Raw genomic sequence first — 26,139 nt, 5'->3', positions numbered from 1 at the left:
CGAGCATGCCCGGCGAATATCTCAGAACGATGACGCTCACTTGTCCTTGGCAGAGCAGGGCAAACCATCCGGCCCGGTCTCGCCCTGGCAGAAGCGCTCGTTCTGCTTTTGCAGCCGTGGCTCGTGCAGGGTTTTGTTGCCGCTGGCATCGCGCTGTATATCGAAGGCGTCGTAGAGCCGGTCGTCAGCGGTATAGGCGCGCACGCTCAGGCGGTTCTGCTCGACGCTGATGGTCTGGAACAGTTGGGTGTCTTCGGCAGTGCGATCAGGCTGCGTATGCGCGCGGTCGTTGAGGCCGTACATTTTCGAGCCGGTAACCGAGACCATGTACACCGGGCCGATAGGCTGATTGGTCTGCTGTGCCTTGGCGCTGGCCTCGCGGCCTGCTTCGTGGGTCAGGCGGCTGTAGCAGTGGTCGTGGCCCTGCAGCACCAGGTCCACCTGGTAACGGTCGAGCAGCGGCTTCCAGGCAGTCTTGAGTTCTTCGGTGTCTTCGGGGCGAGCGCAGGTGTAGATCGGCTGATGCATGACCACGATGTTCCAGGTTGCCTGGCTGCTTTTCAGCGCGCTCTCCAGCCAACTGGTTTGTGCGTCGAGCGTGCCGAGGTCTAGTGCCGAGGTGCCATCGAGCACCACGAAACGAACCCCCTGATAATCGGTGAAGAAGCTGGTGTCGCTGACACCTTGCGCGCCGTTGCGTGGCAGGGCGAACTGGGCGGGAAAGTGCGGGCCGAGGGTTCGGCTTTCGCTGCCGTCGGCCAGTAAGGTGTCGATGTATTCGTGGTTACCGGCCGCTGTCACCTGCGGAATGGCCGCGTAAGCCCAGCCACCGGCCTGGTTCCATTCGCCCCATTCGTCGTCGTGGGCAAGCTCTTCCCGTGAGGCGACCAGGTCACCGGCATGCACTACCAGCGCAGGACGCGCCACGCTGCGTAACGCCTGGCGAATGGTGCGCGAGGCGACGGCGAGGATGTTGTTCTGGGTATCTCCCAGATACAGGAAGGTGAACGGCGCGAAGTCTTCCCGCGCGGTGCGAAATTGTTGCCACTCGCTCCAGCCAGCACTGCCTTTCACGCGGTACACGTAGGTAGTATCGGGCGTCAGTTGTTCTAGGCGCACCTGGTGGTAATTGGACGGGCCGTTGTCGCTGTCCAGGCGGCGGGTGGTGCCGCTGAGCTGCTTGGCCTGGGCGGTGAGTTGCGGCCCGGCAAGCGCCGGCCCGAACTCCAGCAGTGCTTCGCTTTGCTGCACATCCGTACGGAAGCTGACCGCCATTTGCACGGCTGCGTTCTGGCCGGGCGTTAGCACGATGCGGTCGGCGAGATTGCCCGCTGCATAGGGCTGGCCTACGGAGCGCGGTACGGCCTCGTTGGCAAGCGTTGACGAGGCGGCCAGTGCACAGGCGAGCAATGATGCATACAACAGGGGGCGAGACATTCGCGATTCCTCATGAGCCGTTCGGCGTGATGGGGCGTCACGGAAACAAAGCCACATGACGGTTCGGTGAATTCATGGGGGGTCGATTCGGCTCATCTGATCGCTGCAGGCGAGGGCACTTTTTTCAGGATGAATTCAGCTTGGCGCGTGTGCACCTGCACGGCGATAGCGAGGTGGATGGCCCATCGTGGGCAAGGTTAGATGCTCATGTTTCTTGATGGGAGATGCGTCGAGCCCGCCCGTTCGCGAGCATTGTGGGTGTTGTCATCCCTCGTTGATGAAAGGCTGCTCAGTCGTCGAGAGGTCACGCTCGCCTGCGGGAGTCGGGGGTCAATCGAGCTCAAAACGCGCTGAATTGCGTTTGAAAATACCGCTTTAGAGGCATTGCCACGCCGTGTGTCATGCAAGTGCCACAAATAATTTCTAACGTCCGCAGCCATTCCTGGTATCGCCAGGGGCCATTGGAACGAGGGATTCAAGGTGGCAATGCCTTTTCGTCAAATCCGTAATGCCGGATTCAGGGTCAGCCTACTGACCATCGCCATAAGCGCTGCGCCAGCCTGGGCAGAGGAAGAAGCGGTCGAGCGTGTCGAGGTGATCGGCCAGGCCGCGAGTATCGACAAGGCACTGCGCGAGCAGAAGAGCGCCGACAGCATCAAGAGCGTGGTGCATGCCGACGGCGTGGGCCAGCTGCCGGACGACAACGCCGCCGAAGCGCTGCAACGCATCCCCGGCCTGTCGGTCGAGCGCGATCAGGGCGAAGGCCGTTTCGTCAGCGTGCGTGGTATCGCGCCGGATCTGAACAGCGTGACTATCAATGGCACCCTGGTACCTGCCCCGGAAGGCGATCGTCGCGCCGTGGCGCTCGATGTTCTGCCGGCCGAACTGGTGCAGTCGCTGTCGGTGGTCAAGAGCCTGACTCCGGACATGGATGCCAACTCCCTCGGCGGCACCATCGAGGTGGAAAGTCTCTCGGCGTTCGACCACGACGGCCTGTTCTACACCTTCTCCGCCGAAGGCAGCCACGACACCAACGTCAGCGAGAACAGCCCGAAATTCTCCGGCGCGATCAGCGACCGCTTCAGCCTCGGTGACGGCACCGACAACTTTGGCGTGGCTGCGGCGTTCAGCTGGCAGAAGCGCAAGTTCGGCTCGGAAAACGTCGAGACCGGCGGCAACTGGGATTTCTCCGATGGCGCCCGGCTCAATGAGGTTGAGCAGCGTGATTATGAAATCACCCGTGAGCGCACTGGCTTCGGTCTGAACTTCGACTACCAGCCGGACGACTACTCCAACTACTACCTGCGCACCCTGTACAGCAAGTTCAAGGACACCGAGACCCGCAACGCGGCAGGTGTCGAGTTCGCCGACCCACAAGCTTCCGGCGAACGCGGCGATGCCGAGGGCTGGCGCGACCTGAAATCGCGCCAGGACACTCAGGAGATCCAGTCCTACGTGATCGGCGGTGAACGCATGATCGACCTGTGGACGCTCAGTGGCCAGGCCGGTTACAGCCAGGCCACCGAAAAAGATCCGGGTGGTATCGCGGGTGCGCAATTCGTTGGCGATTTCACCGATGTTGGCTTCGACGGCACGCGCAAACCGGTGGTCAGCGCCGGTGGCGCTTTCTACGATCCTGCCGCCTTCACCCTCGATGAAGTGGAGGTGGAAAAAGTCGACGGCAAGGACAAGGAAAAGAACATCCGTCTCGATCTCGCCCGTGATTACGACCTCAGTGGCAACGCCGCACAGGTCAAGTTCGGCGGCAAGCTCAGCCGGCGTGACAAGACCAGCGATACCGAAGTCTGGGTCTACGATGACTTCTCCGGCATCGATCTGGATGGCCTCCAGAGCGGTAATGTCGATTACTCACTGGGTAACTTCGGCAACGGCATCAGCGCCGGGGCAATCAAGGATTTGATCGGCGGCCTCGATCGCGACCAGTTCTATGACGAGGAAAACTCGCGCATCAATGACTTCGACATGCGCGAAGACATCAACGCCGCCTACCTGATGAACAGCCTCGACGTCGATGACTGGCGCTTCATCGCCGGGCTGCGCTACGAAGGTACCGAGTTCGAAGCCAAGGGCACCGGCCTGCGCGACGGGGTGTACGAAAGCACCCAGAGCAAGAACCGCTACGACCATTGGCTGCCGGGCCTGCATGCGCGCTACCAGTTGTCGCCGTCTACGGCCATTCGGGCTGCCTGGACAAATACCGTGGTGCGACCGACCTTCGGCCAAATGGCGCCGGGTTTCGCCATCGATGGTGGCGATGCATCCTTCGGCAACCCGGATCTAAAACCGCTGGAGTCGATGAACTTCGACCTTGGTATCGAGCATTACATGGGCCGCGCCGGCGTGCTGTCCGGGTTCGTGTTCTACAAGGACATCGACAATTTCATCTACAACACCGACCTCGCCGGCACCGGAGCCTGGGCCGATTTCGATGAAGCGCTGAGCTTCGAGAACGGCAGCAGCGCCAAGCTCTACGGCGTCGAGTTGGCCTACTCGCAGAAATTCGACTGGCTGCCTGAGCCCTGGAATGGCGTGCTGGCAGGCGCCAACCTGACCATGAGCAAATCCGACGCGAGCATCGAAGGGCAGGGCGCCAAGCGCTCCATCGAGATGCCGAATCAGTCCGATACCGTCGGCAACGTCATGCTCGGCTGGGAGAACGATCGCTTCAACATGCGCGTGGCGGCCAACTACAAGTCCAGCTACCTGTACGAGATCGGTTCCATCGAAGACAAGAATCAGGATCTGTATGTCGACGACCAACTGTTCGTCGACTTCAAGGCCGGTTACTTCCTCACGCCGGATCTGCAACTGACCTTCGAAGCGCAGAACATCACCGACGAGTCCTACTACGTCTACACCGGGCGCCATGGCTACAACGCCCAGTACGAAGAGTACGGCCCGACCTACAAGGTTGGCCTGACCCTAACGCATTTCTGATGATCATCGAGGGCGCCCGGTGCGCCCTCTCAAGGACTCCTTGTTCCCATGCGTATGTTCAATCTGTCCCTGTTGGGGCTGTGCGTTGCGCTGGCCGCTTGCCAGAGCACGACCGCGACACAACCGGTGTCTACCCTGGCGCCAACGGTCTCTACCAACGATGTGTTGATAGAGACCGAAAGCACCCAGTGGCTCGCACCGCAGTCATTCCTGGCAAACGCCGAACGCCTGCAGGTCGGCCCCAAGGCACTGCAGGTGATCGACCGCAACGCGCAGGTGCTCAGCGAATTGCCCGGCCGTTTCGAAACCCTCGACCATCGGGCGGATGACGGCGGTCTACTGGTCGCCACCCTCGACAAGAAGCGTCAGCAGGCGCTGGTGGCAAGGCTGCAAGGCGATGCGTGGGGCAACGCCCATTACCTGCCGAAAACCCGCTTCGCCATCGAAGGGTTGTGCCTTTACCGCGACAGCGCGCGCAACGACTACCTGTTTCTGGTGGGCGAGGAGGGCATCGGCGAGCAATGGCTGGTTGCCGAGAACGGCCGGCCGCTGAATGACGCGCGCCAGGTTCGCGCCCTGAGCCTGCCGCCGGAAAGCGGCTTCTGTCAGGTCGATGACCGCAGCGAAAGCCTGTACGTCAACGAGGAAAATGTCGGTGTCTGGCGTTACCAGGCTGGCGCCGAAGCGCCGCTAGTGCGTGAGCCGGTCGAGCTGCTCGCACCTTTTGGTGCGCTGGCTGAAAGTGCAGCGGGCATGGCGGTGCTGCCCGATGCCCTGTTGCTGCTCGATTCTGCAGCGGCGAACCTGCATCTGTATCAGCGCAGTGCCGAGCAGTGGCAGCGTGCTGGTGTGGTGAAGCTAGATGGCCTCAAGGAGCCTGAGCAGGTCAGCGCCCGGGCCACGGCCAAGGGCCTTGAGCTACTACTGATCGATGATGACGGAACACGTAGCGCAACCCTGAATTGGGCGCCGAAAGTGACGCCGCAAGCGACAGTCATCGCGCAGATCGCCCCGCTGGTTCAGACCGATGGCGTGCCCAGCCTTGGCGATGCAGCGGATGATCCGGCGATCTGGGTCAACACCCTTCATCCCGAACGCAGCCGCGTGCTGGGCACCGACAAGAAAGGTGGCTTGCTGGCTTATGACTTGGCGGGCAAGCAGGTGCAGAACCTGCGCGTAGGCCGCCTCAACAACGTCGATATCCGTCCCGGCTTCCAGCTTGGCAATCGTCAGGTGGATCTGGCTGTGGCCAGTAACCGCGATCACAACAGCCTGCACCTGTTCGCCATCGATCAGGCCAGCGGCGAGCTCAGCGATATCGGCCAGCTCGCCACGCCGCTCGAGGAAATCTACGGGCTGTGTCTTTTCAAGGATCGCCAGGGCGCCATCCACGCTATCGCCAACGACAAGGACGGTACCTTCCTTCAATACCGCCTCGCCGGTAATAGCGGCAAGGCGACCGGCCAGTTGGTGAGGCGCTTCAAGACCGAGACCCAGCCGGAAGGCTGCGTGGCCGATGACCGTAACGAGCGCCTGTACATCGGTGAGGAAGACGTGGCGGTGTGGGCGCTGGATGCCCGCGGCGATGCGCAGACCTCGCTGGAGAAAGTCATCGCCATTGGTGGCCCGCTCAAGGACGACATCGAGGGGCTAGGGCTCTATCACGGCAAGCAGCGCGACTACCTGGTGATTTCCAGCCAGGGCAACGACAGCTACGTAGTGGTCGAGGCCAAGGCGCCCTACACGCTACGCGGCAGTTTCAAGGTTGGCCTGAATGCCGAGCTGGGCATCGACGGCGCTTCGGAAACCGACGGCCTGGAAGTCACCTCGGCCAACCTTGGTGGGCCATGGAGCGCCGGCCTGCTGGTGGTGCAGGACGGTCGCAAGCGCATGCCCGAAGGTAATCAGAACTACAAATACGTGCCCTGGTCGGCGGTCGCCGACGCGCTGGGGCTGGAATGAGGTGCCGGACGTCGCGCCTGTCATCAGCGCGCAACGTCCCTGTCTTCCAATGTGAGCCATGGTGCTCGTGCAACCGAAGGAATCCATGATGCAAAACCAACCCCACCTCGAACACATGACCGTCTGGGGCCTCATCACCGAGGCCAGCATCGTGGTGCAGGCCGTGATGCTCTGCCTGGTGCTGGCATCGCTGATCAGCTGGTACCTGATCGTTCAGCGCGGCGCGGTGCTGCGCCGTAGCGAGCGTCTGGCGAAGACCTTTCTCAAGCGTTTTCGCAGTGATGAAATCGGCGGGCTCTACCGCGAAGGCACACAGCAGGAACTACCGGCGGACGCCGCCCTGCAGCGTATCTTTCTCGCCGGTTATCAGACCTTCAACCAGTTGCAGCCGCATGCCGGCAACAACCCGGACAGCGTGCTCGACGGCGTGGAGCGCAGCCTGCACGTGGCCATCGCCGAGCAGGAGGAGCGCCTGGAAAAAGGTCTGCCGTTCCTTGCCACCGTGGGGTCGGTCAGCCCGTACATCGGCCTGTTCGGCACCGTGTGGGGGATCATGAATTCATTTCTCGGTCTGTCCCAGGTGCAGCAGGCGACCCTCTCGACCGTGGCGCCAGGTATCGCCGAGGCGCTGATCGCCACTGCCATCGGCCTGTTCGCTGCAATCCCGGCGGTGATGGCTTACAACCGTTTCTCGGCGCGCACCCAGACCCTGATCGCCCGCTACTACGCCTTTGGCAACGAACTGCAGGGCCGTCTGCACCGTCGTCTTAACGGTACGGCGCCAAGCATGGCCGCCGCTGCCTGAGGAGGGATTTTCCCATGCTGGTTAGACCGACGAAAAAACACGGCCTGAAAGCCGAAATGAACGTGGTGCCTTACATCGACGTGATGCTGGTACTGCTGGTGATCTTCATGGTCACCGCGCCGATGCTGGTGCAGGGTGTACAGATCGAACTGCCCAAGGTGGCCGCCGAAGCGCTGCCGACGCCGAACGAGCAGCGCATCGTCACGCTCTCGGTCAAGGATGACGGCACTTACTACTGGAACCTGGGCAGCGAAGTGGACACCGAGTCGCAAACCGACAGCGCAGTGGACAAGGCGCAGATGGGCGCCAAGATCGCCAGTATCGTTGCCGAAAACCCGGAGACCCAGGTGTATATCCGTGCCGACCAGAATGCCGACTATGGCGCCGTGGTCGCTGGTATCGCCGAACTGCAGCGTGGCGGCGTCAGCCGTCTCGGGCTGATCACCGAGGCGCCCTGAGATGAATACCCAGACCCTGGAACTGCACGAGCCGCGTTTCTCCTGGCCTGCCTGGCGCGAGCACAGTTTCGCGTTGGGTGTGGCGGTGGCGTTGCATATCGGTCTGGCGTTCGTGTTGCTCAACCTGTCGCACAACGCACCGATGCCGCCTGTGGTTTCTGCGGTGATCACCACTCAGTTGGTCTCGCTGCCCGCGCCGGCCGTGCAACCACCGCCGCCAGCCGCTGCACCCATGCCGACAGTGACAGCGCCAGAACCGGCGCCAATGCCGGAACCGGTGGTCGAGAAGCCTCAGGTACAGAAGGCGGATCTGGCGCTCAAGCGTGTGCAACAGGAACAGCAGGAAAAGCAGCAGCGCATCGAACGTGATCGCCAGCAGCAACGCCGTGACGAAGCCCTGCGCCAAGAGCAGGTTGTGCGAGAGGAGCAGCAGCGTCAGACGCGCCTGCAGGAACAGCAACTCGCCCAGGCCCGGCAGGCTGAGGCGCAGCGACAAACAGCCGCCGCGGCCGCGCGTGCCGAAGCAGCCGCTGCTGCCAGCCGTCAGTACCTGCCGATCGCCAAGGATGCCCCGGACTATCCCCAGCGCGCCCTGGATCGCAAGATCGAAGGGGAGTGCACCGTGGCTTATCGAGTGAACGTCCAGGGCCGGGTGGAAGACCCTCAGGTGGTAGGCGACTGCCACCCGCTGTTCGTCAAACCTTCGTTGGCCGCGGCGAAGACCTTTCGTTACCAGCCGAAGTTGGTCAACGGCCAGGCGGTCGCCGTGGCGAGCGTGAGGAACACGTTCACCTACAAAATTCAGTAAGACGATCCCCGTAAAAGGGGACTTCCGCAACGTAGCCTGGGTCGAGCGCAGCGAAACCCAGGATTGCGATTCCCCGGGTGTCGCTGCGCTCGACCCAGGCTACAAGAGCGAATGTCGCTTAGAACCGTAGCCTGTGGTTGAGCGAAGCGATACCCAGGGCAATATCCCCGGGTATCACGATCGCTCAGGAGGCTGCTCAGCGCACCAGGCAGGGCTTCTTGTTATCGAAGGTCCAGCCGCTAATCAGGTACTGCATGGCCACGGCGTCGTTGCGCGCGCCCAGGCCCATGCCCTTGTAGCACTCGTGGGCCTTGGCCACGGCGTCCATGTCCAGCTCCACGCCGAGGCCCGGTTTCTGAGGCACCTTGACCAGGCCGCCTTCGATACGGAACGGTTCCTTGGTCAGGCGCTGGCCGTCCTGCCAGATCCAGTGGGTGTCGATGGCGGTGATCTTGCCCGGCGCGGCGGCAGCCACGTGGGTGAACATGGCCAGCGATACGTCGAAGTGGTTGTTCGAGTGCGAGCCCCAGGTCAGGCCCCAGTCGTTGCACATCTGCGCCACACGCACCGAACCCTGCATGGTCCAGAAGTGCGGGTCGGCGAGGGGAATGTCGACCGATTGCAGCTGGATCGCATGGCCCATCTGGCGCCAGTCGGTGGCGATCATGTTGGTCGCGGTCGGCAGGCCGGTGGCACGGCGGAACTCGGCCATCACCTCACGGCCCGAGTAGCCATTTTCGGCGCCGCAAGGGTCTTCGGCATAGGCGAGCACGTGATGTTGGTCACGGCACAGGCGGATGGCTTCCTTCAGCGACCAGGCGCCGTTGGGGTCGAGGGTGATGCGTGCATCCGGGAAGCGTTCGGCCAATGCGGTGACCGCTTCAATTTCCTCATCGCCGCGCAGCACGCCGCCCTTGAGTTTGAAGTCCTTGAAGCCATAACGCTCGTAGGCGGCTTCGGCGAGGCGCACCACGCCCTGGGCGTCCAGCGCTTCTTCGTTGCGCACCTGGAACCAGGCGTTGTCGGCATCGGCTTCCTGGCGATAGGGCAGGTCGGTTTTCTTGCGGTCGCCGATATAGAACAGGTAGCCGAGCATTTCCACGGCATCGCGCTGCTGGCCTTCACCGAGCAAGGCGGCCACCGGGACTTCCAGGTGCTGGCCGAGCAGGTCGAGCAGGGCGGCCTCCACGGCGGTGACGGCGTGGATGGTGATGCGCAGGTCGAAGGTCTGCAGGCCACGGCCGCCGGAATCGCGGTCGGCGAAGGCCTGGCGCACCTGGCCGAGCAGCTTCTGGTACTGGCCGATGGATTGGCCGATCAGCAGTTGGCGGGCGTCTTCCAGGGTCTGGCGAATGGCCTCGCCGCCCGGCACTTCACCGACGCCGACGTGGCCTGCGTTGTCGCGCAGGATCAGCAGGTTGCGGGTGAAGTAGGGCGCGTGACCACCGCTCAGGTTGAGGAGCATGCTGTCGTGCCCGGCGACGGGAATGACCTCGAGGGAGGTGATGACCGGGGTACCTGTATGAGTGTTGTTATTGTTCATCGCTTGACTCCTGTTGCCGTGGTCGGCGTTGCGGATGGTCTGGCTGCCTCGCCGGGCAGCAGTAACGGTGTCGCAGGTGGTGAAAAAGATAACGTTATCATCATAAACAGATAACGTTATCATTCAAGCACGAACTTTGTGATTTTTGCTCACGGTAGTGTTCAAGATGTGGTCGCATGCGATAGCCCGTAGCCTGGGTTGAGCCGCGCGATACCCAGGCTACGAGAGGCGGCTTCCCGTCAGGCCGTGCTGCCGCGTTCGATGATTGCGAACCCGGTGTCCATTGGCGCCTCGGCGCTTTGGCCGTCGAAGCGGCGCAGCAGGGCTTCGGCGACCTGCCGGCCCATCTCCGTGGCATTGACGCTCACTGTTGAAAGCGCGGGGTTGGCGAACTGGCCGTTGAGGGTGTCGCCGAAGCCCAGTACTGCGAGGTCGCCGGGCACACTCAGGCCTCGGCTCGCAGCCTCTGCCAGCACGCCGAGGGCTACGGTATCGGAACTGCAGAAGATGAAGTCCGGCGTTTCACCGGCATCCAGCAAGTTGGCCAGACCTTTACGGCCGACTTCCCAGGTGGCGGGCAGCGGCAGTGTCTGCACCGCGACAGTGTCGGCGCCCAGGGTGCTAAGCCGTTCGATCACCGCGTTGCAGCGTCGCAAGGCACGAGGATCATCGACGCCGATTACTGCCCAGCGGCGATACCCTTGGGCGAAGAAGTGCTCGGCCACGGCGGCGCCAACCCGCTCGTGGGAGAAGCCCACCTGCATACCCAGCCCGTCATCGCTTAAATCCCAGGCTTCGACCACCGGAATCCCGGCAGCCGCCAGACGCTCGCGGCTGGCCTGGGTATGAAAGGTGCCGGTGAGCACGATGCCGTCAGGGCGGCGGCCGAGAATCGCCGCGAGCAAGGCTTCCTCATATTCGGGGGTGTAGCCACTTGGCCCGACCAGGGTGTGATAACCGGCTTCGGCGAGGCGATCCATGATTGCCTGCACCACGCTGGCGTAGATCGAGTTGGCGATGGTCGGCAGCACGATGGCCACCAGGCGGCTTTTGCTGGTCGCCAGGCCACCAGCCATCAGGTTGGGCACGTAACCCATGGCTCGCACCACTTCCAACACGTGCTCGCGGGTGGCATCGCTGACCAGCTCCGGGCGCTGGATCGCCCGCGACACGGTGATCGGCGACACACCGGCCTTGAGCGCCACGTCCTTGACCGTGATCGGCAGGGCGCTGAGGTCTCCGCGGTCTTTGGCCAGCTCTCTGCGCGATTTTCTTGCCACGGGGTCGTCTCGGTCTTGAACGGTGGATTGTCCGGCAGGTTACGGCAGGGGCGCGGCGTTGTCGCCCGTGCGCAACATGTACAGGCGGAACACCACCACGGTGGTGAATAGCTGAAAGAGGCCAAGCAGCAGATCCAGCAGCAGGCGCCCGGCAGGCTCTGCCGCGATATCGCCGGCCCAGAAACCAACCAGCCACGGCGGCACCATGACCAGCATCACGCAGGTGAGAATCGGCCAGAAATGCCCTTGGGTCAGTTGCAGGCTCTGGTGCAGCGCCTGCAGTGGCGACATCCCGCGCAGCACCAGCAGGTAGTCGGAAAACACCAGGCGCACCATCAGCCATAGCCCCGGCAGGATGAACAGCGAGGCGCCGAGCATGATCGCCAGGGTTCCGATGCCGGCCAGCAGCACGAAGCGCGGCCACAGGCTCAGGCTCATGGCGACCAGCGCGCCCCTGGCCGGCTGCTCGCCACGGCTGCGTGCGTCGATGAAGAGGATCAGCGCGGCGCTGTACAGCGGATAGAAGAGCAGCCCGAGCAGCACATCGTAGAGCGGTACCTTGGCGGCTGCGACCAGACCTTCTAGCTGCATGCTCAGCGCGGCTTCGAGCAGCAGGAAGGGCAGGCACAGGAGAATGATCTGCAGCAGGTTTTGCTTGAAGAAGAACAAAGCGTCACGCAGGGCGTCGAGGGGATTCATGGAAAATCGCGGCCAGAAAAACAGGCCGTCATCATACGAGGGCGTCGGTTTCTCGACCAGTGATCCGATTACCATCGGGTAATGGCTTTCGACCCGAAGGGCGCGAGACTGGCATACTGGCCGCCGTGCAAACCGCGCGAGCCCTTGTGAGGATGTCCGGTGAAGAAAATAGCCGTGTTCGCCGACGTACAGAATCTCTATTACACCGTGCGCCAGGCCTATGGCTGTCACTTCAATTACACGGCGTTGTGGAGCGAGCTGGCCGGCGGCGGCGAGATCGTCGAGGCGTACGCCTATGCCATCGACCGCGGTGATCCCAAGCAGCAGCAGTTCCAGCAGATCCTGCGTAACCTCGGCTTCACCGTGAAGCTCAAGCCGTACATTCAGCGCAGTGACGGCTCGGCCAAGGGCGACTGGGACGTGGGCATCACCATCGACGTGATGGATACGGCGGCGAACGTCGACAGCGTGGTGCTGGCTTCCGGTGATGGTGATTTCGACCTGCTGCTCGAACGCATTCGCCAACGTCATGGCGTCGAAGCCGTGGCCTACGGCGTTCCCGGGCTCACCGCGCAGTCGCTGGTGCGCGCGGCCACTCGTTATGTGCCCATCGAGGGGCATCTGTTGCTGAAACACTGAGGCTTTACGTGAAACCCATTGCTGTCATCGACTTCGAAACTACCGGCATGTCGCCGGCCCAGCAGGCGCGCGCCACCGAAATTGGTGTAGTGATCATCGAGAACGGGCAGATCACCGCGCGCTACCAGAGCCTGATGAACAGCGGTGCCTGGGTGCCGCCGTTCATCGAGCAACTGACCGGCATCAGCAACGCCATGCTGCGCAGCGCACCCCCGGCAGCCGAGGTGATGCACGAGGTCGCCGAGTTCGTTGGCGACGTTCCGATGCTCGCGCACAACGCCTCCTTCGATCAGAAGTTCTGGGACGCAGAGCTGGGCCTGATCGGTCGCACGCGTGTCCAGCAGTTCGCCTGCTCGCTGCTGCTGTCGCGGCGTCTGCTGCCTGGCGCACCGAGCCACAAGCTCGGCAACCTCAATCGCTGGGCGCGCCTGCCGGATACCGGCAAGGCTCACCGGGCGCTGGCCGACGCGGAAATGGCCGCCAACCTGACCCTGCACCTGTGCAGCCTGCTACGCGAGCAGTATGGCCGCAGCGTGGTCGATCATGATTTTCTGCGCCAGCTGCAGGGCATGTCCGCAGCCAAGGTACGCGCGCTGCTCGGCTCAGCGAGCTGAGTGCCGGTCGAGCAGTCAGTCGGCTACTAATAGTTCTCATTTACTTTGTCTGGAGCCGCTCTCTATACTGCCCGCCCCCTGATGGCTGACGCCGTCGAAACATGGCCGAGGTGGATGATGGAGTGGGGCGGAATCAATTTGCGCTGGGCCTACACCGACCTGCTGCTGAGCCTGAGCCGGCGTACCCATTGCGTGCAGCGCGCCTATGACGTGCTGCACGATGCCTTCATTCGCTTCGTGCTCGCCAACCAGCGTGGCGTCATCGAACAGCCCAATGCCTACCTGCGGCGCATCGCCCATTCTGTACTGATCGACCATTACCGCGACGCCTCGCGCTATCAGCCGTTTCCCGAGGCTGGTAGCGAGCCGCGCATGGATTTGGACGATGGCGCATCGTTCGTCCCTTCGGCTGAGCATCTGGCCGATATCCAGCAGCGCCTGGACGCCCTGCAGCGCATTCTCGATTGCCTGCCGCCGCGCTGTCGTGAAGTGTTCTGGCTGGTGCGCATCGAAGGGCACCGCCAGGTGGAAGTCGCCGCGATGCTGCAGATCAGCACCACGATGGTCGAGCGCCACCTGGTGCGTGCCTTGCTCGATCTGCACGAGGCCCGCGAGCTGCTCTGCCCATGAGCGCGCGGCGTCGTGAGGCGGCGCACTGGTTCGCGCGGCTGCTCGAGTTGCCGGACGATCACCCCGAGCGGCAGGTCTTCGCCAACTGGCTGGCCGCCGACCCGCGCAATGCTCAGGAATTTCACAGCTTCAAGCGCCTGTGGGGCGACTTCTCCAGCACCGACCAGACCCGTGCCCTGGCGGGCGCCATGGAGAATGTCGGGCGTCGGCGCTTCCTGCGCAACGGCGTGCTCGGCGGCTTGCTGCTCGGCGGCCTGGGTGCCTGGCTGCTGGCCCGCAATGCCGCGCGCCAGGAACTGCAACTGTTCACCGGCATCGGTGCGTTGCGGCGCATGCAACTGGCCGACGGTAGCGAGGTGCAGATGGATGCCGATACACGCATTCAGGTGCTCTTCGATGACCGCGTGCGGCATCTGACGCTGTTGCGTGGGCGGGCCATCTTCGACGTGCGTCACGACCCGCAACGCCCCTTTGTGGTGGATGCCGGCGCGGCACAAGTGCGGGTGCTGGGAACCCGTTTCGTGGTCGAGACGTTCGACCGGCGCGTGCAGGTCAGCGTGGCCCGTGGCCGGGTCGCGATGACCAGCGGCGAGCAGCGCATCGAGCTGGGTGCTGATCAGGTCGGCCTTTATCGTGAGTCTGTCGGGCTGCGGCGTTCCGATCGCAAGGCGGCGGGCGCTTTCGGCTTCAGCAGCGGCAGCCTGGTTTTTGAACAGGCCGACCTGGGCGAGGTGGTGGCCGGTCTTGCCCGTTATCGCGAAAAGCCGCTGCACCTCGAGCAGCCTGTCATGCCGCAGACCATCACCGCCGTTGTGCAAATCGCCGATATCGAGGCATTCGTTCAGGCCTTGCCGCAGCTTGCCGGGGTACGCCTGCAGGAGCGTGCCGACAGCACCCTCTTGCTGCCGCGCTAAAAATTTTCGCGTTCCAGGTTGGGCTTTTCGGGGCCTGCTCCGTCAAGGGGTATCCGAGATCATCACGAGACCCATCATGCTGCGCACATCCCTGAGAACACTGGTTACCGCCAGCGCCCTGACGCTGGCACTGGGCGTACAGGCCGCCCCTGTCGAACTGGATCTGCCGGCGCAGCCACTGGCCGCAACCTTGAAGCAGCTCGCCAGCCAGGCCGGGGTGACCCTCGCCGTCGATGATCGGCTGGTCGCAAGCCGCTCGGCGCCTGCGCTGAAGGGCACCTTCGCCGTCGATGAAGCGTTGCAGCGTTTGCTCGCCGGTTCGGGGCTAGTGGTGCAACGCAGCGGCGACGTCTGGCTGATCATGGAGCGCGCGCCGTCCGCCGCGCTCGACCTGCAGGCCACCACCATCAGCAGTGATCTGGCGAGCAGCGCTACCGAGGGTACCGGTTCCTACACCACCCGTGCGGTCACCCTGGGTAAGGGCGCGCAGTCGTTGCGTGAAACCCCGCAGTCGGTGAGCGTGATCACCCGCCAGCAGATGGACGACCGCAACTTCACCTCCCTGGATCAGGTGCTCTACAGCGCACCGGGTATTACCCTGCAGACGCGCAACTTCGGCGACCATCAGTACAACTCCCGGGGCTTCGAGTTGGGCGCCGATGCCTATCTGGTCGATGGCATGCCTGGCGTGATCCACAGCCCCACTGGCTGGATGACTCCGGACACCGCCGTCTACGACCGCGTGGAGATTCTTCGCGGCGCCGCCGGCCTGCTGGTCGGCAACGGCAACCCAGGCGGAGCGGTCAATCTGGTGCGCAAACGGCCGACTGCCGAGCCACACTTTTCGGTGACCACCCGCGCCGGCTCCGATGATTTCTACCGCATGGACCTGGACGGCAGCGGTGCGCTGAACGAGTCCCGCACCCTGCGCGGTCGTGCCTTGGTGGCCTATGAGGATCGTCAGTATTTCTACGACCGCGAAGCCAGCCGCAAGCCGCTGTTCTACGGCATCGTCGAAGCCGATCTGAATGATGCCTCGACCCTGTCCGTCGGCCTGCGTCGGCAGACGGGTGTCACCAGTGGCTATTCGATCTTCGGCCTGCCGCGTTACAGCAATGGCAAGGCCCTCGACGTTTCCCGTTCCACCTCGCTGGCGCAGGACTGGAACCGCCACGAAAGCGAGCAGACGGAAGTCTTCGCCGACCTGGAATATCGTCTCAACGAGGACTGGACCAGCAAGACCTCGCTGACCCGTGCCGAAGGGGGCTTCGATCAGCGTTCGGCACTGCCGCAAGGCGCGATCAACCCGGCCACCAACACGGGCTCGCGGCTGTTTCGAACGCTTTACCGCAGCGATGACGTGACCAACACCGGCATCGACAGCAACCTATCCGGCAACTTCGAGGCCTTCGGCCTGCGCCACACGCTGATGGTTGGCGCCAACTGGTCCCGCGAGAACCAGTACAGCAAGAACGCCAATATCAATACCGCTGCTGGTGCTGGCGCCATCGACGTCTTCAACCCGAATCATCAGGCACTGACCAGGCCGACACGCAATGGCTGGACGGCGATCAACGACAGCGCCGAGACGCGTTATGGGGTTTATGCCAACACGCGGCTGTATCTGAGCGAGCCACTGAGCGTGGTGCTGGGGGGGCGGTTGAGCTGGTACGAGTACGAAACGGAAGAGACCATCAGTGGAGTCAAGGCGGCGAATCGTCAGGATCATGAATTCACGCCCTTCGTCGGCATCATCTACGACCTCAATGACCAGTGGTCCTGGTACGCCAGCTACGCCGATATCTTCCAGCCGCAAAGCGATTACCGCACGGCAGCGGGCTCGCTGCTGGAGCCAGCTGTTGGCGTCAACTACGAAACCGGTATCAAGGGCGAGCTGTATGACGGACGCCTGAACCTCTCCGCCGCGCTGTTCTACATCAAGCAGGATGACGTGGCGGCAGAAGACCCCAGTGGCGCGCTCTGCGATTCGAACATCGATGGCCTTTGCTACCTCAACGCCGAGATCCAACGCAGCAAGGGTTACGAGCTGGAGGCCAGCGGCGAACTGCTGTCCGGCTGGCAGGTGGCTGCTGGCTACACCTTCAACCAGACCAGCAAGGCCAGCGGTGGCCCCACCGACTATCAGACTCCGAAGCACCTGCTGCGCGCTTCCACCACCTACCAGTTGCCCGGCGCGCTTAATCGCCTGACCGTTGGTGGCGCCGTTTCCGCACAGAGCGGCTACAGCACCGATACCTACGGCCCAGAGGTAAGCAACGCCGGCCGTGCGGTCTACGATGCACTGGCCACCTGGAAAATCGACCAGCACTGGACTATCGGCCTCGACGCCAAGAACCTGTTCGACAAGAAGTACTACAAGTCCGTGGGTGAGCTGCGTCGCGGTAATTACTACGGCGATCCACGCAGTTACATGCTGACCCTGCGCGGCGAGTTCTAAGCCGCGTGCTGGAACACGTAGCCTGGCGTTGAGCGAAGCGATACCCAGGATGTCCACTCCGGGTATCGCCGCGCTGCAACTGCTGAGCGGCCGCTACCCGGACAGGATAAACTGTGCGGCATCTCCATTGCCCACCACGTTGCCCGCCATGACCTTCGCTTCCCTCGGCCTGATCGAACCCCTGCTGCGCTGCCTCGACGGCCTCGATTACAAGACCCCGACGCCCGTCCAGGCCCAGGCCATCGGCCCGATCATCAAGGGCCGCGATCTGATGGCCGCGGCGCAGACCGGTACCGGCAAGACCGCCGCCTTCACCCTGCCGATCCTGCAGCGCCTGATGATGGAAGGCCCGACCGTCGCCAGCAATTCGGTGCGCGCCCTGGTGCTGGTACCGACCCGTGAGCTGGCCGAGCAGGTGCAGCAGAGCGTGCAGACCTACTCGCAGTTTCTGCCCCTGAGCAGTTACGCGGTGTACGGCGGCGTGAGCATCAACCCGCAGATGATGAAACTGCGCAAAGGCCTCGACGTACTGGTTGCCACCCCTGGCCGGTTGCTCGACCTGTACCGCCAGAACGCAGTTAAGTTTTCCCAGTTGCAGGTGCTGGTGCTCGACGAAGCCGATCGCATGCTCGACCTGGGCTTTGCCCGCGAACTGGATGACCTGTTCGCCGCCTTGCCGAAGAAGCGCCAGACCCTGCTGTTTTCCGCGACCTTCTCCGAGGCCATTCGCACCCTGGCCGGCGAAATGCTGCACGACCCGCTGAGCATCGAAGTCAGCCCGCGTAATGCCGCCGCCAAGTCGGTCAAACAGTGGCTGATTCCGGTCGACAAGAAGCGCAAGGCCGAGCTGTTCCTGCATCTGTATCGCAGCAAGAAATGGTCGCAGGTGCTGGTCTTCGTCAAGACCCGCAAGGGCGTCGACGAGCTGGAGCAGGAACTGCTGGCCGCGGGCATTCGCGCCGACGCGATCCACGGCGACAAGCCACAGCCGACTCGCCTGCGCGCACTGCAGCGCTTCAAGGCCGGCGAAGTCGACGTGCTGGTCGCCACCGACGTGGCCGCTCGTGGTCTGGATATCGACGACCTGCCGATGGTGGTCAACTTCGATCTGCCCATCGTTGCCGAAGATTACGTGCACCGCATCGGCCGTACCGGGCGTGCTGGCGCCACGGGCCAGGCGGTGTCGCTGGTCTGCGCCGACGAGGTGCAGTTGCTCTCGGCCATCGAGGCACTGATCCAGCAGGTGCTGCAGCGTGTCGACGAGCCGGATTTCATTCCCGATCACCGTGTGCCGCAGACGCTTGCTGGCGGCCAGGTAGTCAAGAAACCGAAGAAACCGAAAAAGTCCAAGGTGGTGGGCGGTGGTAAATCCGGCAGCCTGGGCCGCTGGATGGAAAACGACGAGCCCGCCGCACCGCCGGTCAAGGCCATCCGCAAGGTGCCGAGCTTCGGCGGTAAGCCGAAGAGCGGGCGTTAGTGCTGATACGCCGCGCCAGCGAGGTGGATGTCGACGCGATAACCGCGACAGTTCACGAAGCCTACGCCCCCTACATTCCGCGGATCGGCAAAGAGCCGGCGCCGATGCTCGATGACTATCGCCAGGTCATTGAGCAATGCAGGGTGTTCGTATTGGAATTGGACGGTGCGGTGAGGGGCGTTTTGGTGCTGGAGCATGGGGGCGATGTGCTGCATGTGCAGAACGTCGCGGTCTGCAATCAGGCCCGTGGCCAGGGGCTGGGCAGGCAACTGATGGGCTTCGCCGAAGACCAGGCTCGGGAACTGGGTTGCGTGGCCATCGAGCTGTACACCAACGAGCGGATGACCGAGAACATCCTCTTCTACCCGCGTTTGGGGTACCGGGAAACGCGCCGGGCAGTTGAGGACGGTTACGCCCGGGTGTTCTTTCGAAAGGCGATTTCGCCCGAAAGCTAGACGGTGCATTACTAAACAGCTTCTGGGTATCGCTGTGCTCAATCCAGGCTACGTGTTGTTTTCCGCTCAGATATTCTGCCCGATCCGCCACAGCACGCCGCTCGGGTCGAAGATGATGAACTCGCGGATGCCCCAGGGCTGGTCTTGGGGTTCGATGGTGCGCACACCGAAGCGTTCGGCGAGGTTTTCCTTCTGCACGTTGGCCCACCAGGCTTCGACGTCATCGACCAGCAGGTGCATGACGAAGTTGTCTGCCTGCTCCTTGACGTAAAAATTCTGCAGCAGGAAAGCGTTGTGTTCGCCGTTGCTGAAGTAGCTCATTTCATCCGACTGCCAGCCGGGTTTGAAACCCAGTGCGGTGTAGAAGGCCTGGCTGAGCGGGTAGTCCTTGGCCGGGATGAAGGTCTTGAGTTCGACGCTGGTCAGCATGGGATCCTCCTGATCCGTGGTTATCGGGTTTTCGCCTGTAGCCAGCGGACGATGCCCTGGCCGGCCACGCGGCCGCTGGCGAAGCAGGCGGTGAGCAGGTAGCCGCCGGTGGGCGCTTCCCAGTCGAGCATTTCCCCCGCACAGAAGGTGCCGGGCACAGCGGTCAGCATCAAGCCTTCATCGAGGGTTTCGAAGGGCACGCCACCGGCAGTGCTGATCGCTTCTTCCAGCGGGCGCGGTTGGCGCAGTTCGATGGGCAGGGCCTTGATCGAGGCGGCCAGGCGCTGTGGATCGGCGTAGTGTTCGGCTGGGGTCAGCTCGCGCAGCAGCGCAGCCTTGACACCATCCAGCCCGGCCTGACGGTGCAGGTGTTTGGCCATGGAGTGTGAGCCACGGGGCTTGCTCAAGGCCTTGCTCAAGGCGTCTTCGCTGCGCTGCGGCAGCAGGTCGAGGTGCACCGTGCAGCTGCCGTCACGGGTGATGCGCTGGCGAATGCCGGCGGACAGGGCGTACACCAGGCTGCCTTCGATGCCAGTGGCGGTAAGCACGAACTCACCCTGGCGCTGCGCCTCACCGCTCAGCCCCAGGGCCACGTTCTTCAGCGGCGCACCGGCGAATTTCTCGCGCAGCAGCGGGCTCCAGGCGGCTACGTCGAAACCGCAGTTGCTCGGTTGCAGCGGCGCAACGGGTACGCCGGCCTGCTGCAGGTGGGCGACCCAACTGCCGTCGGAGCCGAGCCGCGGCCAACTGCCGCCGCCCAGGGCCAGCAAGATCGCATCGGCGTGCACCGTGCGCTCGCCTTCGGGGGTGCCCACGCGCAGGCTACCGTCGCCATTCCAGCCCAGCCAGCGCTGCCGGGTGTGCAGGTGCACGCCGGTTTCACGCAGGCGTTTGAGCCAGGCGCGTAGCAGCGGCGCTGCCTTCATGTCGGTGGGAAACACGCGGCCCGAGGTGCCGACGAAGGTCTCGATGCCCAGGCCATGAATCCAGGCGCGCAGGGCATCGGCGTCGAAGCCTTGCAGCAGTCTGTCGATCTGCCCTTGGCGCTCGCCGTAACGGCTGATGAACGCCGGGTAGGCTTCGGAGTGGGTGATGTTCATGCCGCCGACGCCGGCCAGGAGGAACTTGCGGCCCACCGAGGGCATGGCGTCGTAGAGGTCGACCCGCAGGCCGGCACTCGCCAGCACCTCGGCAGCCATCAGGCCGGCTGGGCCGCCGCCGATGATGGCGACCGAGTGGGAGGTGGGCGTGGGGATATCGGTCATGGCGGTGTCAGCTGGGCAAAGGGGGAAGTTTACCCGAGCCCTCGTTGCTGCCATACCCGCGTGGCGCTGTGATGGAGAATGCCGTGGCGGCGGGCCAGGGCGTGGCGATCCTTGCTGTACCCACCACCGATCACGCCGACCACTGGAATGTCGCGTCCCAGGCAATGATGCAGCACGGCTTCGTCGCGGGCGGCCAGGCCGGCGTCGCTGAGTTGCAGATAGCCGAGGGCATCGTCGCGGTGCACGTCGACGCCGGCGTCATAGAGCACGATATCCGGCTGATAGAGGGGCAGCAGGTAGTCGAGGGTGTCGTCGACGACTTTCAGGTAGTCGCGGTCGCCCATGCCACGAGGCAGTGGGATGTCCCAGTCGCTGTTGGCCTTGCGCGCCGGGTAATTCTGCTCGCAGTGCAGCGATACGGTAACGGCGTTGTCCACGTGTTCGAGCAGCCGCGCGGTGCCGTCACCCTGGTGAACGTCGCAATCGAAGATCAGTACGCGATGCGCCTGGCCACTTTCCAACAGGTAGCGGGCGATCACGGCCAGGTCGTTGAAGATGCAGAAACCTGCCGGGTAGTCGTAGTGGGCGTGGTGGGTGCCGCCTGCCAGGTGACAGGCCAGGCCGTGCTGCAGCGCCTGCTCGGTTGCCAGTAGCGAGCCACCCACTGCCCGTACGGTGCGGCGCGCTAGCTCCGGGCTCCATGGCAGGCCGAGGCGGCGCTGGTCTTCGTGGCTCAGCTCGCCGCTCAGATAACGCTCGATATAGGCGGGGCAGTGGCAGAGGGCGAGGATGTCCGCAGGACAGATTTGCGGCCGCAGCAGGTCGGCATCCTGGGTCAGGCCGCTGTCCACCAGGTGGTCGCGCAACAGACGGAATTTCTCCATCGGGAAGCGGTGACCTTCCGGAAAGGGCGGGCTGTAGTCGTCGTGGTAGATCAGCGGCAGGGGCATACAATGGCGGCGTTTGGTGAACCCTGGGCAGTATGCACGAGAAGCTAAATGGATGTGATCGAGCTGCAGACGCCGCGTCTGCTAATGAGCGCCTGGCATGATGAAGACCTCAATGACCTGGCGACCCTGTGCGCTGACGAGCAGGTGATGCGCCATTTTCCGGCGCCCTTGAATCTTGAGCAGAGCCAGGCGTTGCTGGTGCGCCTGCAGCAGCACTTCAGCCAGCATGGGTTTTGTTTCTGGGCGCTGCGGCTTCGAGAGGACGGGCGCTTCATCGGCATGGCCGGGCTGGCCCATGTCGGCTTCGAGGCCGCCTTCACACCGGCGGTGGAAATCGGCTGGCGTTTGCTGCCGGAGCACTGGGGAAAGGGGTACGCCCAGGAGGCTGCTCGTGCGGCACTGGATTGCGCTTTCGAGCGCCTGGAGCTGCCGCAAGTTGTGTCCTTCACGGCCACAGTGAATGTGCCTTCGCAGCGGGTCATGCAGGCGCTCGGCATGCAGTCGGCCGGCGGCTTCGAACACCCGGCGCTGGCGCCTGGGCACCGGCTACGCCAGCACCTGCTGTATCGGATCACGCGTAGCGAATGGCCGAAGCGTGGCTGAGCCTGTCGCCTCCGTCGCCATCCCACGATTCCTGACAGGCGGCAAAGGCATTACCATTCACCCTCCGCGCACCCCGCGCGTGTCGCAGTATTGCCCTGGATAGGGGTTCTGGAGAGCCGTATGAGTCAAGTCCTGCAAGAATTGGTGGCGCTGCTGAGCCTCGAGGCCATCGAGGAAAACCTGTTCCGTGGCGTCAGCCAGGATCTCGGTTTTCGCCAACTCTTCGGCGGTCAGGTACTGGGCCAGTGCGTGTCGGCGGCCACTCAGACGGTCGAGGCCGATCGCCATGTGCATTCACTGCATGGCTACTTCCTGCGCCCAGGCGATGCTGCTCTGCCTGTGGTGTATCAGGTCGACCGCGTGCGTGACGGCGGCAGTTTCAGCACCCGCCGAGTAACGGCGGTGCAGAAGGGCAAGGCGATCTTCACCTGCAGCGCCTCGTTCCAGTACCTCGAGGAAGGGCTTCACCATCAGGCGCAGATGCCTGACGTCCCAGGCCCTGAAGGGCTGCGTTCGGAAACCGAACTGGCCAGCCTGGTAGCCGACTCGTTGCCGCCTCGGGTGCGCGAGCGTGTGCTGTTCGACAAACCCATCGAGATTCGCCCGGTAACCGTCGATAACCCATTCGCGCCCAAGGTCAGCGAGCCGGTCAAGTACGTGTGGTTCCGCGCTGACGGTGAGTTGCCGGACACACCTGCCATCCACAAGTACCTGCTTGGCTATGCCTCGGATTTCAATCTGCTGACCACCTCGATGCTGCCCCACGGCGTATCGGTGTGGCAGAAATTCATGCAGGTGGCCAGCCTCGATCACTCCATCTGGTTCCACGGCAACCTGCGCATGGACGACTGGTTGCTCTACGCCATGGACAGCCCCTGGGCCGGTAACGCCCGAGGTTTTTCCCGCGGCAGCGTGTTCAATCGCCAGGGGCAACTGGTCGCCTCGGTGGCTCAGGAAGGCCTGATTCGTCTGCGTGAAGACTGGCGCTGAAGCGATGTGGAAATGACGCCAAAATCTTGACCTGGTGGACAGTTTTTCCATCGTCGCTGATAGCGGGTGTCCTTTTTTTCTGTAGGACATTTGCTCAGGGCTTACTCGCTCTTCTCTCACGTCAAAAAATATTATCCATTTGAATCAGTATTTTGGTGGCCATATTGGACGGCTGTCGAAAATAAGGCTGCTTTGTTGACGTGTGCAATTGCCTGAACGTGATCGACCCTTGTCCTGTCTCCCCCTTAACGCCCGGATGTGACTGTCCGGGTCTCTGAGCATGGGAGTTTCTCGAGTCTGCAGGAGACGGTTATGCGGCGTTCAGCGCTACTGGTTTCATCCCTTTTGGCCTTGGCCGTAGCTTCGACGGCACATGCAGCCGGTACCGTTACCGGTCAGCTTGGCATTCAACTGGTCATCACCGATGGCTGTACCGTGGGCAACGGTGGTGCCGCTGGAGGCACCTTCGGCAACATCGATTTCGGTAGCGTCGCGGCGATCACTGCGCCGCTGGAGGCGCAGTCCGTGGGCTCCGGTGGCGGTGGCTCGTTTAGCGTGACCTGCAACAACGGTACCGATTACAGCGTGACCCTAGACAGTGGCGGCAACCCCGCTGGTGGCCAGCGCAACATGAGCAATGGCACCGATCTGATCGCCTATAACCTGTTCCAGGATGCCGGCCGCACCACGCCTTGGGGCGACGGTAGCAACGGCGGCGACACGCTGGATTCGACCGGCAACGGCGAAGTGCAGGAGATCGTCGTCTATGGCCAGGTGCCGCCTCGCGCTGCCGTGCCGTCGGTGGGCACCTACACCGATACCGTGCAGGTGACGGTGGCCTGGTAAACGCCTGCAGGCGATTCGCCCAATCGCCTGCGAACCCGCCCTCTGTCTGGAAACTGCCATGACCGGCTACCGGCCCGTTCAATTCGTGGCGCTGCTGGCGCTCGCCCCCGGTTTGCTCACTGCCGCGACCAAGACCGCGACCATCGGCCTATTCGCCGAGGTGATGCCGGCCTGCAGCGCGGGCAGTACGGCTGCGAACGACCTTGGCCAGTTCGGCACCTTCGACCTTGGCACCCACTCCATTCTGCGCAGCCAACTCGACGTTGTCGGCCAGCCGGGCAATGGCGCATTGCGGGTCAATTGCCTGAGCAACACGCCCTATCAAGTGCTGATCAGCGCCGGTAGCAGTGGCAACGTCAATGCCCGGCGCCTGCAGGGGCCAAGCGCGCAGATCGCCTACAACCTCTACACCTCGGCAAGCTACCAGACCGTCTGGGATAACACGGTGGGCATCAGCCGCACCGGTACCGGGCAGGATCAATGGCTGCCGGTTTATGGCCGGGTACCGGCGCAGCGTTCCCCTGCGGCGGGCATCTACCGAGATACGGTAACCGTCACGGTGAAGTGGTGACGTCGATGCGACGCGCCTGGCCATTCGCGATTCTGCTCGCCGCACTGGATGCGCTCGCTGATACCGGCACCAACGAGCTACGTGTCGACCGGCAATTTCAGGTTCGTGCGGTGATCACCGCCGGTTGCCTGCTCGGCAGCGGCGGCAGCGATGTGACCAGCTACGGCAACATCAACTTCGGCCAGATCAGCAGCCTCGGCAACCCGGTGAGCCGCACCAGTACGCCCGGCAGCGGCACCATCGTGCTGCAGTGCACGCCGGGCATCGCGCTGACCATCGGCATCGGTTCCGGGACCAACACCGGCAGCGTGACAGGCGGGCGGTTTCTGGCCAAAGGCAGCGAACGTCTGCGTTATCAACTATATAAAGACAGTGCCTTCAGCGATGTCTGGGGGGACGGCAACAACGGTGCCACCGCTCTCAGCGCGACGTTTCCCTCTGCTGGGGGTACTCAAAGCTTTCCGGTTTATGCCCGGTTGTTCAGCGTCACCCCCATGCCCAGCGCGGGTATTTACAGCGATGTAGTCACCGTTACCGTCAGTTATTGAACAGGGAGATCCACATGGCCCGAGCGGCATGGCAGCACCTCGATTTTCTTCATGCCAGAGCAGGGGCTTTAGTTTTACTACTGATGTTCGCGGGCCATGCGGCCGCGGCCAGTTCGGTGTTGATCTGGCCGATCAATCCGGTGATCGAGGCCGAGCAGAAAGCAGTGGCGCTGTGGCTGGAAAACCGTGGCCAGGCACCGGTCAATCTGCAGATACGGGTCATGGACTGGAAACAGTCGGACTTCGAGGATCGCCTGGACGCGCAGCGTGAAGTGGTCGGTAGCCCACCGGTGGTGACCATCGCTCCGGGCAAGCGGCAGATGATCCGCCTGATGGTTATGCAGGCGCCGCAGGCCGGGGTGCAGCGAGCCTACCGGGTGCTGATCGACGAGATGCTCGACAGCAATGCGGCCCCTGATCCGCAATTGGGGGTGAAGTTTCAGATGCGCTATTCCATCCCGCTGTTCGTGTTCGGTAGCGGCGCCGCGCCGGAGGGCGCCGCCGAACAGGCGGGCAAGACCGTGCAGACCCTGGCGCCAAAACTCGGTTACCAGATTCAGCAGCAAGGCAGCACACGCTTCCTGCAACTGCGCAACGACGGTACTGCCCATGCGCGATTGTCGGCGGTGAGGTTCGCTGGCAGCGGCAAACAGCAGGTGATCGCCGAGGGTCTGCTCGGTTACGTGTTGCCCGGTGCGCAAATGCGCTGGCCGTTGCCCCCGGGTGCTGATGGCGCGGTGCTGGAGGCCATGGTCAATGACCGCAAAGAGCCCCTGTCGATACCACGGCAGTGATCATGC

25 protein-coding genes are annotated in these 26,139 nt (G+C 63.2%); 18 read left to right on the top strand and 7 right to left on the bottom strand.

All coding sequences use genetic code 11. The features are described from left to right. Positions 1-36 precede the first annotated feature (36 nt). A complete protein-coding gene (locus ACZ3GY_RS22455; RefSeq protein ID WP_465912043.1) occupies positions 37-1,437 on the bottom strand; it encodes a purple acid phosphatase family protein in 1,401 nt (466 codons plus the stop codon). A 486-nt stretch (positions 1,438-1,923) separates the two neighbouring features. Here ACZ3GY_RS22455 and ACZ3GY_RS22450 point away from each other — a divergent pair, with 486 nt between their 5' ends. The 5 genes from ACZ3GY_RS22450 (at position 1,924) to ACZ3GY_RS22430 (ending at position 8,428) form a co-directional block, all read left to right on the top strand. Further along, a complete protein-coding gene (locus ACZ3GY_RS22450; RefSeq protein WP_465912042.1) occupies positions 1,924-4,395 on the top strand; it encodes a TonB-dependent receptor in 2,472 nt (823 codons plus the stop codon). 48 nt (positions 4,396-4,443) lie between these two features. Further along, entirely contained in the window at positions 4,444-6,357 is a 1,914-nt protein-coding gene (locus ACZ3GY_RS22445) for a phytase (RefSeq protein WP_465912041.1), read from the top strand. Between the two features lie 88 nt (positions 6,358-6,445). Then, entirely contained in the window at positions 6,446-7,162 is a 717-nt protein-coding gene (gene tolQ, locus ACZ3GY_RS22440) for a protein TolQ (protein ID WP_463562266.1), read from the top strand. 14 nt (positions 7,163-7,176) lie between these two features. After that, positions 7,177-7,620 carry a protein TolR gene (gene tolR / locus ACZ3GY_RS22435; protein WP_465912040.1) on the top strand — a complete coding sequence of 148 codons (444 nt, stop codon included), beginning with the start codon at positions 7,177-7,179 and terminating at the stop codon, positions 7,618-7,620. 1 nt (position 7,621) lies between these two features. Continuing rightward, entirely contained in the window at positions 7,622-8,428 is an 807-nt protein-coding gene (locus ACZ3GY_RS22430) for an energy transducer TonB (protein WP_465912039.1), read from the top strand. 196 nt (positions 8,429-8,624) lie between these two features. On the opposite strand, the gene gudD is transcribed toward ACZ3GY_RS22430, so the two are convergent. The 3 genes from gudD to ACZ3GY_RS22415 form a co-directional block, all read right to left on the bottom strand. Next, the gene (gene gudD, locus ACZ3GY_RS22425; RefSeq protein ID WP_465912038.1) at positions 8,625-9,971 is read right to left on the bottom strand and encodes a glucarate dehydratase; all 1,347 of its coding nucleotides are present in this window, start codon (positions 9,969-9,971) and stop codon (positions 8,625-8,627) included. 239 nt (positions 9,972-10,210) lie between these two features. After that, positions 10,211-11,251 (bottom strand): LacI family DNA-binding transcriptional regulator, encoded by a 1,041-nt coding sequence (locus tag ACZ3GY_RS22420; protein ID WP_463562262.1) that lies wholly within the window; start codon positions 11,249-11,251, stop codon positions 10,211-10,213. A gap of 39 nt (positions 11,252-11,290) precedes the next feature. Next, positions 11,291-11,950 carry a YciC family protein gene (locus ACZ3GY_RS22415; RefSeq protein WP_465912037.1) on the bottom strand — a complete coding sequence of 220 codons (660 nt, stop codon included), beginning with the start codon at positions 11,948-11,950 and terminating at the stop codon, positions 11,291-11,293. Positions 11,951-12,109: 159 nt separating this feature from the next. On the opposite strand from ACZ3GY_RS22415, the gene ACZ3GY_RS22410 reads away from it, so the two are divergent. From ACZ3GY_RS22410 to ACZ3GY_RS22380, 7 genes are all read left to right on the top strand, one after another. Further along, on the top strand, positions 12,110-12,589 hold the full coding sequence (locus ACZ3GY_RS22410; protein ID WP_465912036.1) for an NYN domain-containing protein: 480 nt from the start codon (positions 12,110-12,112) through the stop codon (positions 12,587-12,589). An 8-nt stretch (positions 12,590-12,597) separates the two neighbouring features. Beyond that, the gene (locus ACZ3GY_RS22405) at positions 12,598-13,203 is read left to right on the top strand and encodes a 3'-5' exonuclease (RefSeq protein WP_465912035.1); all 606 of its coding nucleotides are present in this window, start codon (positions 12,598-12,600) and stop codon (positions 13,201-13,203) included. Between the two features lie 138 nt (positions 13,204-13,341). Continuing rightward, positions 13,342-13,833 (top strand): sigma-70 family RNA polymerase sigma factor, encoded by a 492-nt coding sequence (locus ACZ3GY_RS22400; protein ID WP_465912034.1) that lies wholly within the window; start codon positions 13,342-13,344, stop codon positions 13,831-13,833. Beyond that, positions 13,830-14,747 carry a FecR family protein gene (locus tag ACZ3GY_RS22395; RefSeq protein ID WP_465912033.1) on the top strand — a complete coding sequence of 306 codons (918 nt, stop codon included), beginning with the start codon at positions 13,830-13,832 and terminating at the stop codon, positions 14,745-14,747. Before ACZ3GY_RS22400 ends, ACZ3GY_RS22395 begins: the two co-directional genes overlap by 4 nt. Before the next feature lie 76 nt (positions 14,748-14,823). Beyond that, positions 14,824-17,205 carry a TonB-dependent siderophore receptor gene (locus ACZ3GY_RS22390; RefSeq protein WP_465912032.1) on the top strand — a complete coding sequence of 794 codons (2,382 nt, stop codon included), beginning with the start codon at positions 14,824-14,826 and terminating at the stop codon, positions 17,203-17,205. Positions 17,206-17,353: 148 nt separating this feature from the next. Beyond that, positions 17,354-18,682, top strand: coding sequence for an RNA helicase RhlE1 (gene rhlE1, locus ACZ3GY_RS22385; RefSeq protein WP_463565935.1), 1,329 nt, complete (start codon positions 17,354-17,356; stop codon positions 18,680-18,682). Then, positions 18,682-19,137, top strand: coding sequence for a GNAT family N-acetyltransferase (locus tag ACZ3GY_RS22380; protein ID WP_465912031.1), 456 nt, complete (start codon positions 18,682-18,684; stop codon positions 19,135-19,137). The genes rhlE1 and ACZ3GY_RS22380 overlap by 1 nt, the downstream gene beginning before the upstream one ends. Positions 19,138-19,203: 66 nt before the next feature. Here the strand turns inward: ACZ3GY_RS22380 and ACZ3GY_RS22375 are convergent, their stop codons facing one another. Genes ACZ3GY_RS22375 through ACZ3GY_RS22365 form a run of 3 tightly spaced genes read right to left on the bottom strand, consistent with a single transcriptional unit; the run spans position 19,204 to position 21,781 of the window. Next, positions 19,204-19,566, bottom strand: a complete 363-nt coding sequence (locus tag ACZ3GY_RS22375) for a VOC family protein (RefSeq protein ID WP_463562253.1) — start codon at positions 19,564-19,566, stop codon at positions 19,204-19,206. Positions 19,567-19,586: 20 nt separating this feature from the next. Next, a complete protein-coding gene (locus ACZ3GY_RS22370) occupies positions 19,587-20,831 on the bottom strand; it encodes a TIGR03862 family flavoprotein (RefSeq protein WP_465912030.1) in 1,245 nt (414 codons plus the stop codon). A gap of 29 nt (positions 20,832-20,860) precedes the next feature. Further along, positions 20,861-21,781 carry a histone deacetylase family protein gene (locus ACZ3GY_RS22365; RefSeq protein WP_465912029.1) on the bottom strand — a complete coding sequence of 307 codons (921 nt, stop codon included), beginning with the start codon at positions 21,779-21,781 and terminating at the stop codon, positions 20,861-20,863. Between the two features lie 48 nt (positions 21,782-21,829). Here ACZ3GY_RS22365 and ACZ3GY_RS22360 point away from each other — a divergent pair, with 48 nt between their 5' ends. From ACZ3GY_RS22360 to ACZ3GY_RS22335, 6 genes are all read left to right on the top strand, one after another. Continuing rightward, a complete protein-coding gene (locus ACZ3GY_RS22360) occupies positions 21,830-22,384 on the top strand; it encodes a GNAT family N-acetyltransferase (protein WP_465912028.1) in 555 nt (184 codons plus the stop codon). Positions 22,385-22,504: 120 nt separating this feature from the next. Continuing rightward, the gene (tesB, locus tag ACZ3GY_RS22355) at positions 22,505-23,374 is read left to right on the top strand and encodes an acyl-CoA thioesterase II (protein ID WP_042553013.1); all 870 of its coding nucleotides are present in this window, start codon (positions 22,505-22,507) and stop codon (positions 23,372-23,374) included. Between the two features lie 312 nt (positions 23,375-23,686). Further along, on the top strand, positions 23,687-24,220 hold the full coding sequence (locus ACZ3GY_RS22350; RefSeq protein WP_465912027.1) for a Csu type fimbrial protein: 534 nt from the start codon (positions 23,687-23,689) through the stop codon (positions 24,218-24,220). Positions 24,221-24,278: 58 nt separating this feature from the next. Then, positions 24,279-24,791, top strand: coding sequence for a Csu type fimbrial protein (locus ACZ3GY_RS22345; protein ID WP_465912026.1), 513 nt, complete (start codon positions 24,279-24,281; stop codon positions 24,789-24,791). Positions 24,792-24,796: 5 nt separating this feature from the next. After that, complete coding sequence (locus tag ACZ3GY_RS22340; protein WP_463571635.1) at positions 24,797-25,339, top strand: Csu type fimbrial protein; 543 nt, start codon at positions 24,797-24,799, stop codon at positions 25,337-25,339. Positions 25,340-25,353: 14 nt separating this feature from the next. Continuing rightward, on the top strand, positions 25,354-26,133 hold the full coding sequence (locus ACZ3GY_RS22335; RefSeq protein ID WP_465912025.1) for a fimbrial biogenesis chaperone: 780 nt from the start codon (positions 25,354-25,356) through the stop codon (positions 26,131-26,133). Positions 26,134-26,139 lie beyond the last annotated feature (6 nt).

The organism is Pseudomonas sp. PME37.24/006 (assembly GCF_055556635.1).
This window is presented reverse-complemented; position numbering and strand designations above follow the sequence as displayed.

What these genes read in the sequence shown, in the direction of transcription:
- ACZ3GY_RS22455 (WP_465912043.1), bottom strand. Translation starts at nt 1,437, where the DNA reads ATGTCTCGCCCCCTGTTGTATGCATCATTGCTCGCCTGTGCACTGGCC.
- ACZ3GY_RS22450 (WP_465912042.1), top strand. Translation starts at nt 1,924, where the DNA reads ATGCCTTTTCGTCAAATCCGTAATGCCGGATTCAGGGTCAGCCTACTG.
- ACZ3GY_RS22445 (WP_465912041.1), top strand. Translation starts at nt 4,444, where the DNA reads ATGCGTATGTTCAATCTGTCCCTGTTGGGGCTGTGCGTTGCGCTGGCC.
- tolQ (WP_463562266.1), top strand. Translation starts at nt 6,446, where the DNA reads ATGCAAAACCAACCCCACCTCGAACACATGACCGTCTGGGGCCTCATC.
- tolR (WP_465912040.1), top strand. Translation starts at nt 7,177, where the DNA reads ATGCTGGTTAGACCGACGAAAAAACACGGCCTGAAAGCCGAAATGAAC.
- ACZ3GY_RS22430 (WP_465912039.1), top strand. Translation starts at nt 7,622, where the DNA reads ATGAATACCCAGACCCTGGAACTGCACGAGCCGCGTTTCTCCTGGCCT.
- gudD (WP_465912038.1), bottom strand. Translation starts at nt 9,971, where the DNA reads ATGAACAATAACAACACTCATACAGGTACCCCGGTCATCACCTCCCTC.
- ACZ3GY_RS22415 (WP_465912037.1), bottom strand. Translation starts at nt 11,950, where the DNA reads ATGAATCCCCTCGACGCCCTGCGTGACGCTTTGTTCTTCTTCAAGCAA.
- ACZ3GY_RS22395 (WP_465912033.1), top strand. Translation starts at nt 13,830, where the DNA reads ATGAGCGCGCGGCGTCGTGAGGCGGCGCACTGGTTCGCGCGGCTGCTC.
- ACZ3GY_RS22390 (WP_465912032.1), top strand. Translation starts at nt 14,824, where the DNA reads ATGCTGCGCACATCCCTGAGAACACTGGTTACCGCCAGCGCCCTGACG.
- rhlE1 (WP_463565935.1), top strand. Translation starts at nt 17,354, where the DNA reads ATGACCTTCGCTTCCCTCGGCCTGATCGAACCCCTGCTGCGCTGCCTC.
- ACZ3GY_RS22375 (WP_463562253.1), bottom strand. Translation starts at nt 19,566, where the DNA reads ATGCTGACCAGCGTCGAACTCAAGACCTTCATCCCGGCCAAGGACTAC.
- ACZ3GY_RS22370 (WP_465912030.1), bottom strand. Translation starts at nt 20,831, where the DNA reads ATGACCGATATCCCCACGCCCACCTCCCACTCGGTCGCCATCATCGGC.
- ACZ3GY_RS22365 (WP_465912029.1), bottom strand. Translation starts at nt 21,781, where the DNA reads ATGCCCCTGCCGCTGATCTACCACGACGACTACAGCCCGCCCTTTCCG.
- ACZ3GY_RS22360 (WP_465912028.1), top strand. Translation starts at nt 21,830, where the DNA reads ATGGATGTGATCGAGCTGCAGACGCCGCGTCTGCTAATGAGCGCCTGG.
- tesB (WP_042553013.1), top strand. Translation starts at nt 22,505, where the DNA reads ATGAGTCAAGTCCTGCAAGAATTGGTGGCGCTGCTGAGCCTCGAGGCC.
- ACZ3GY_RS22350 (WP_465912027.1), top strand. Translation starts at nt 23,687, where the DNA reads ATGCGGCGTTCAGCGCTACTGGTTTCATCCCTTTTGGCCTTGGCCGTA.
- ACZ3GY_RS22345 (WP_465912026.1), top strand. Translation starts at nt 24,279, where the DNA reads ATGACCGGCTACCGGCCCGTTCAATTCGTGGCGCTGCTGGCGCTCGCC.
- ACZ3GY_RS22340 (WP_463571635.1), top strand. Translation starts at nt 24,797, where the DNA reads ATGCGACGCGCCTGGCCATTCGCGATTCTGCTCGCCGCACTGGATGCG.
- ACZ3GY_RS22335 (WP_465912025.1), top strand. Translation starts at nt 25,354, where the DNA reads ATGGCCCGAGCGGCATGGCAGCACCTCGATTTTCTTCATGCCAGAGCA.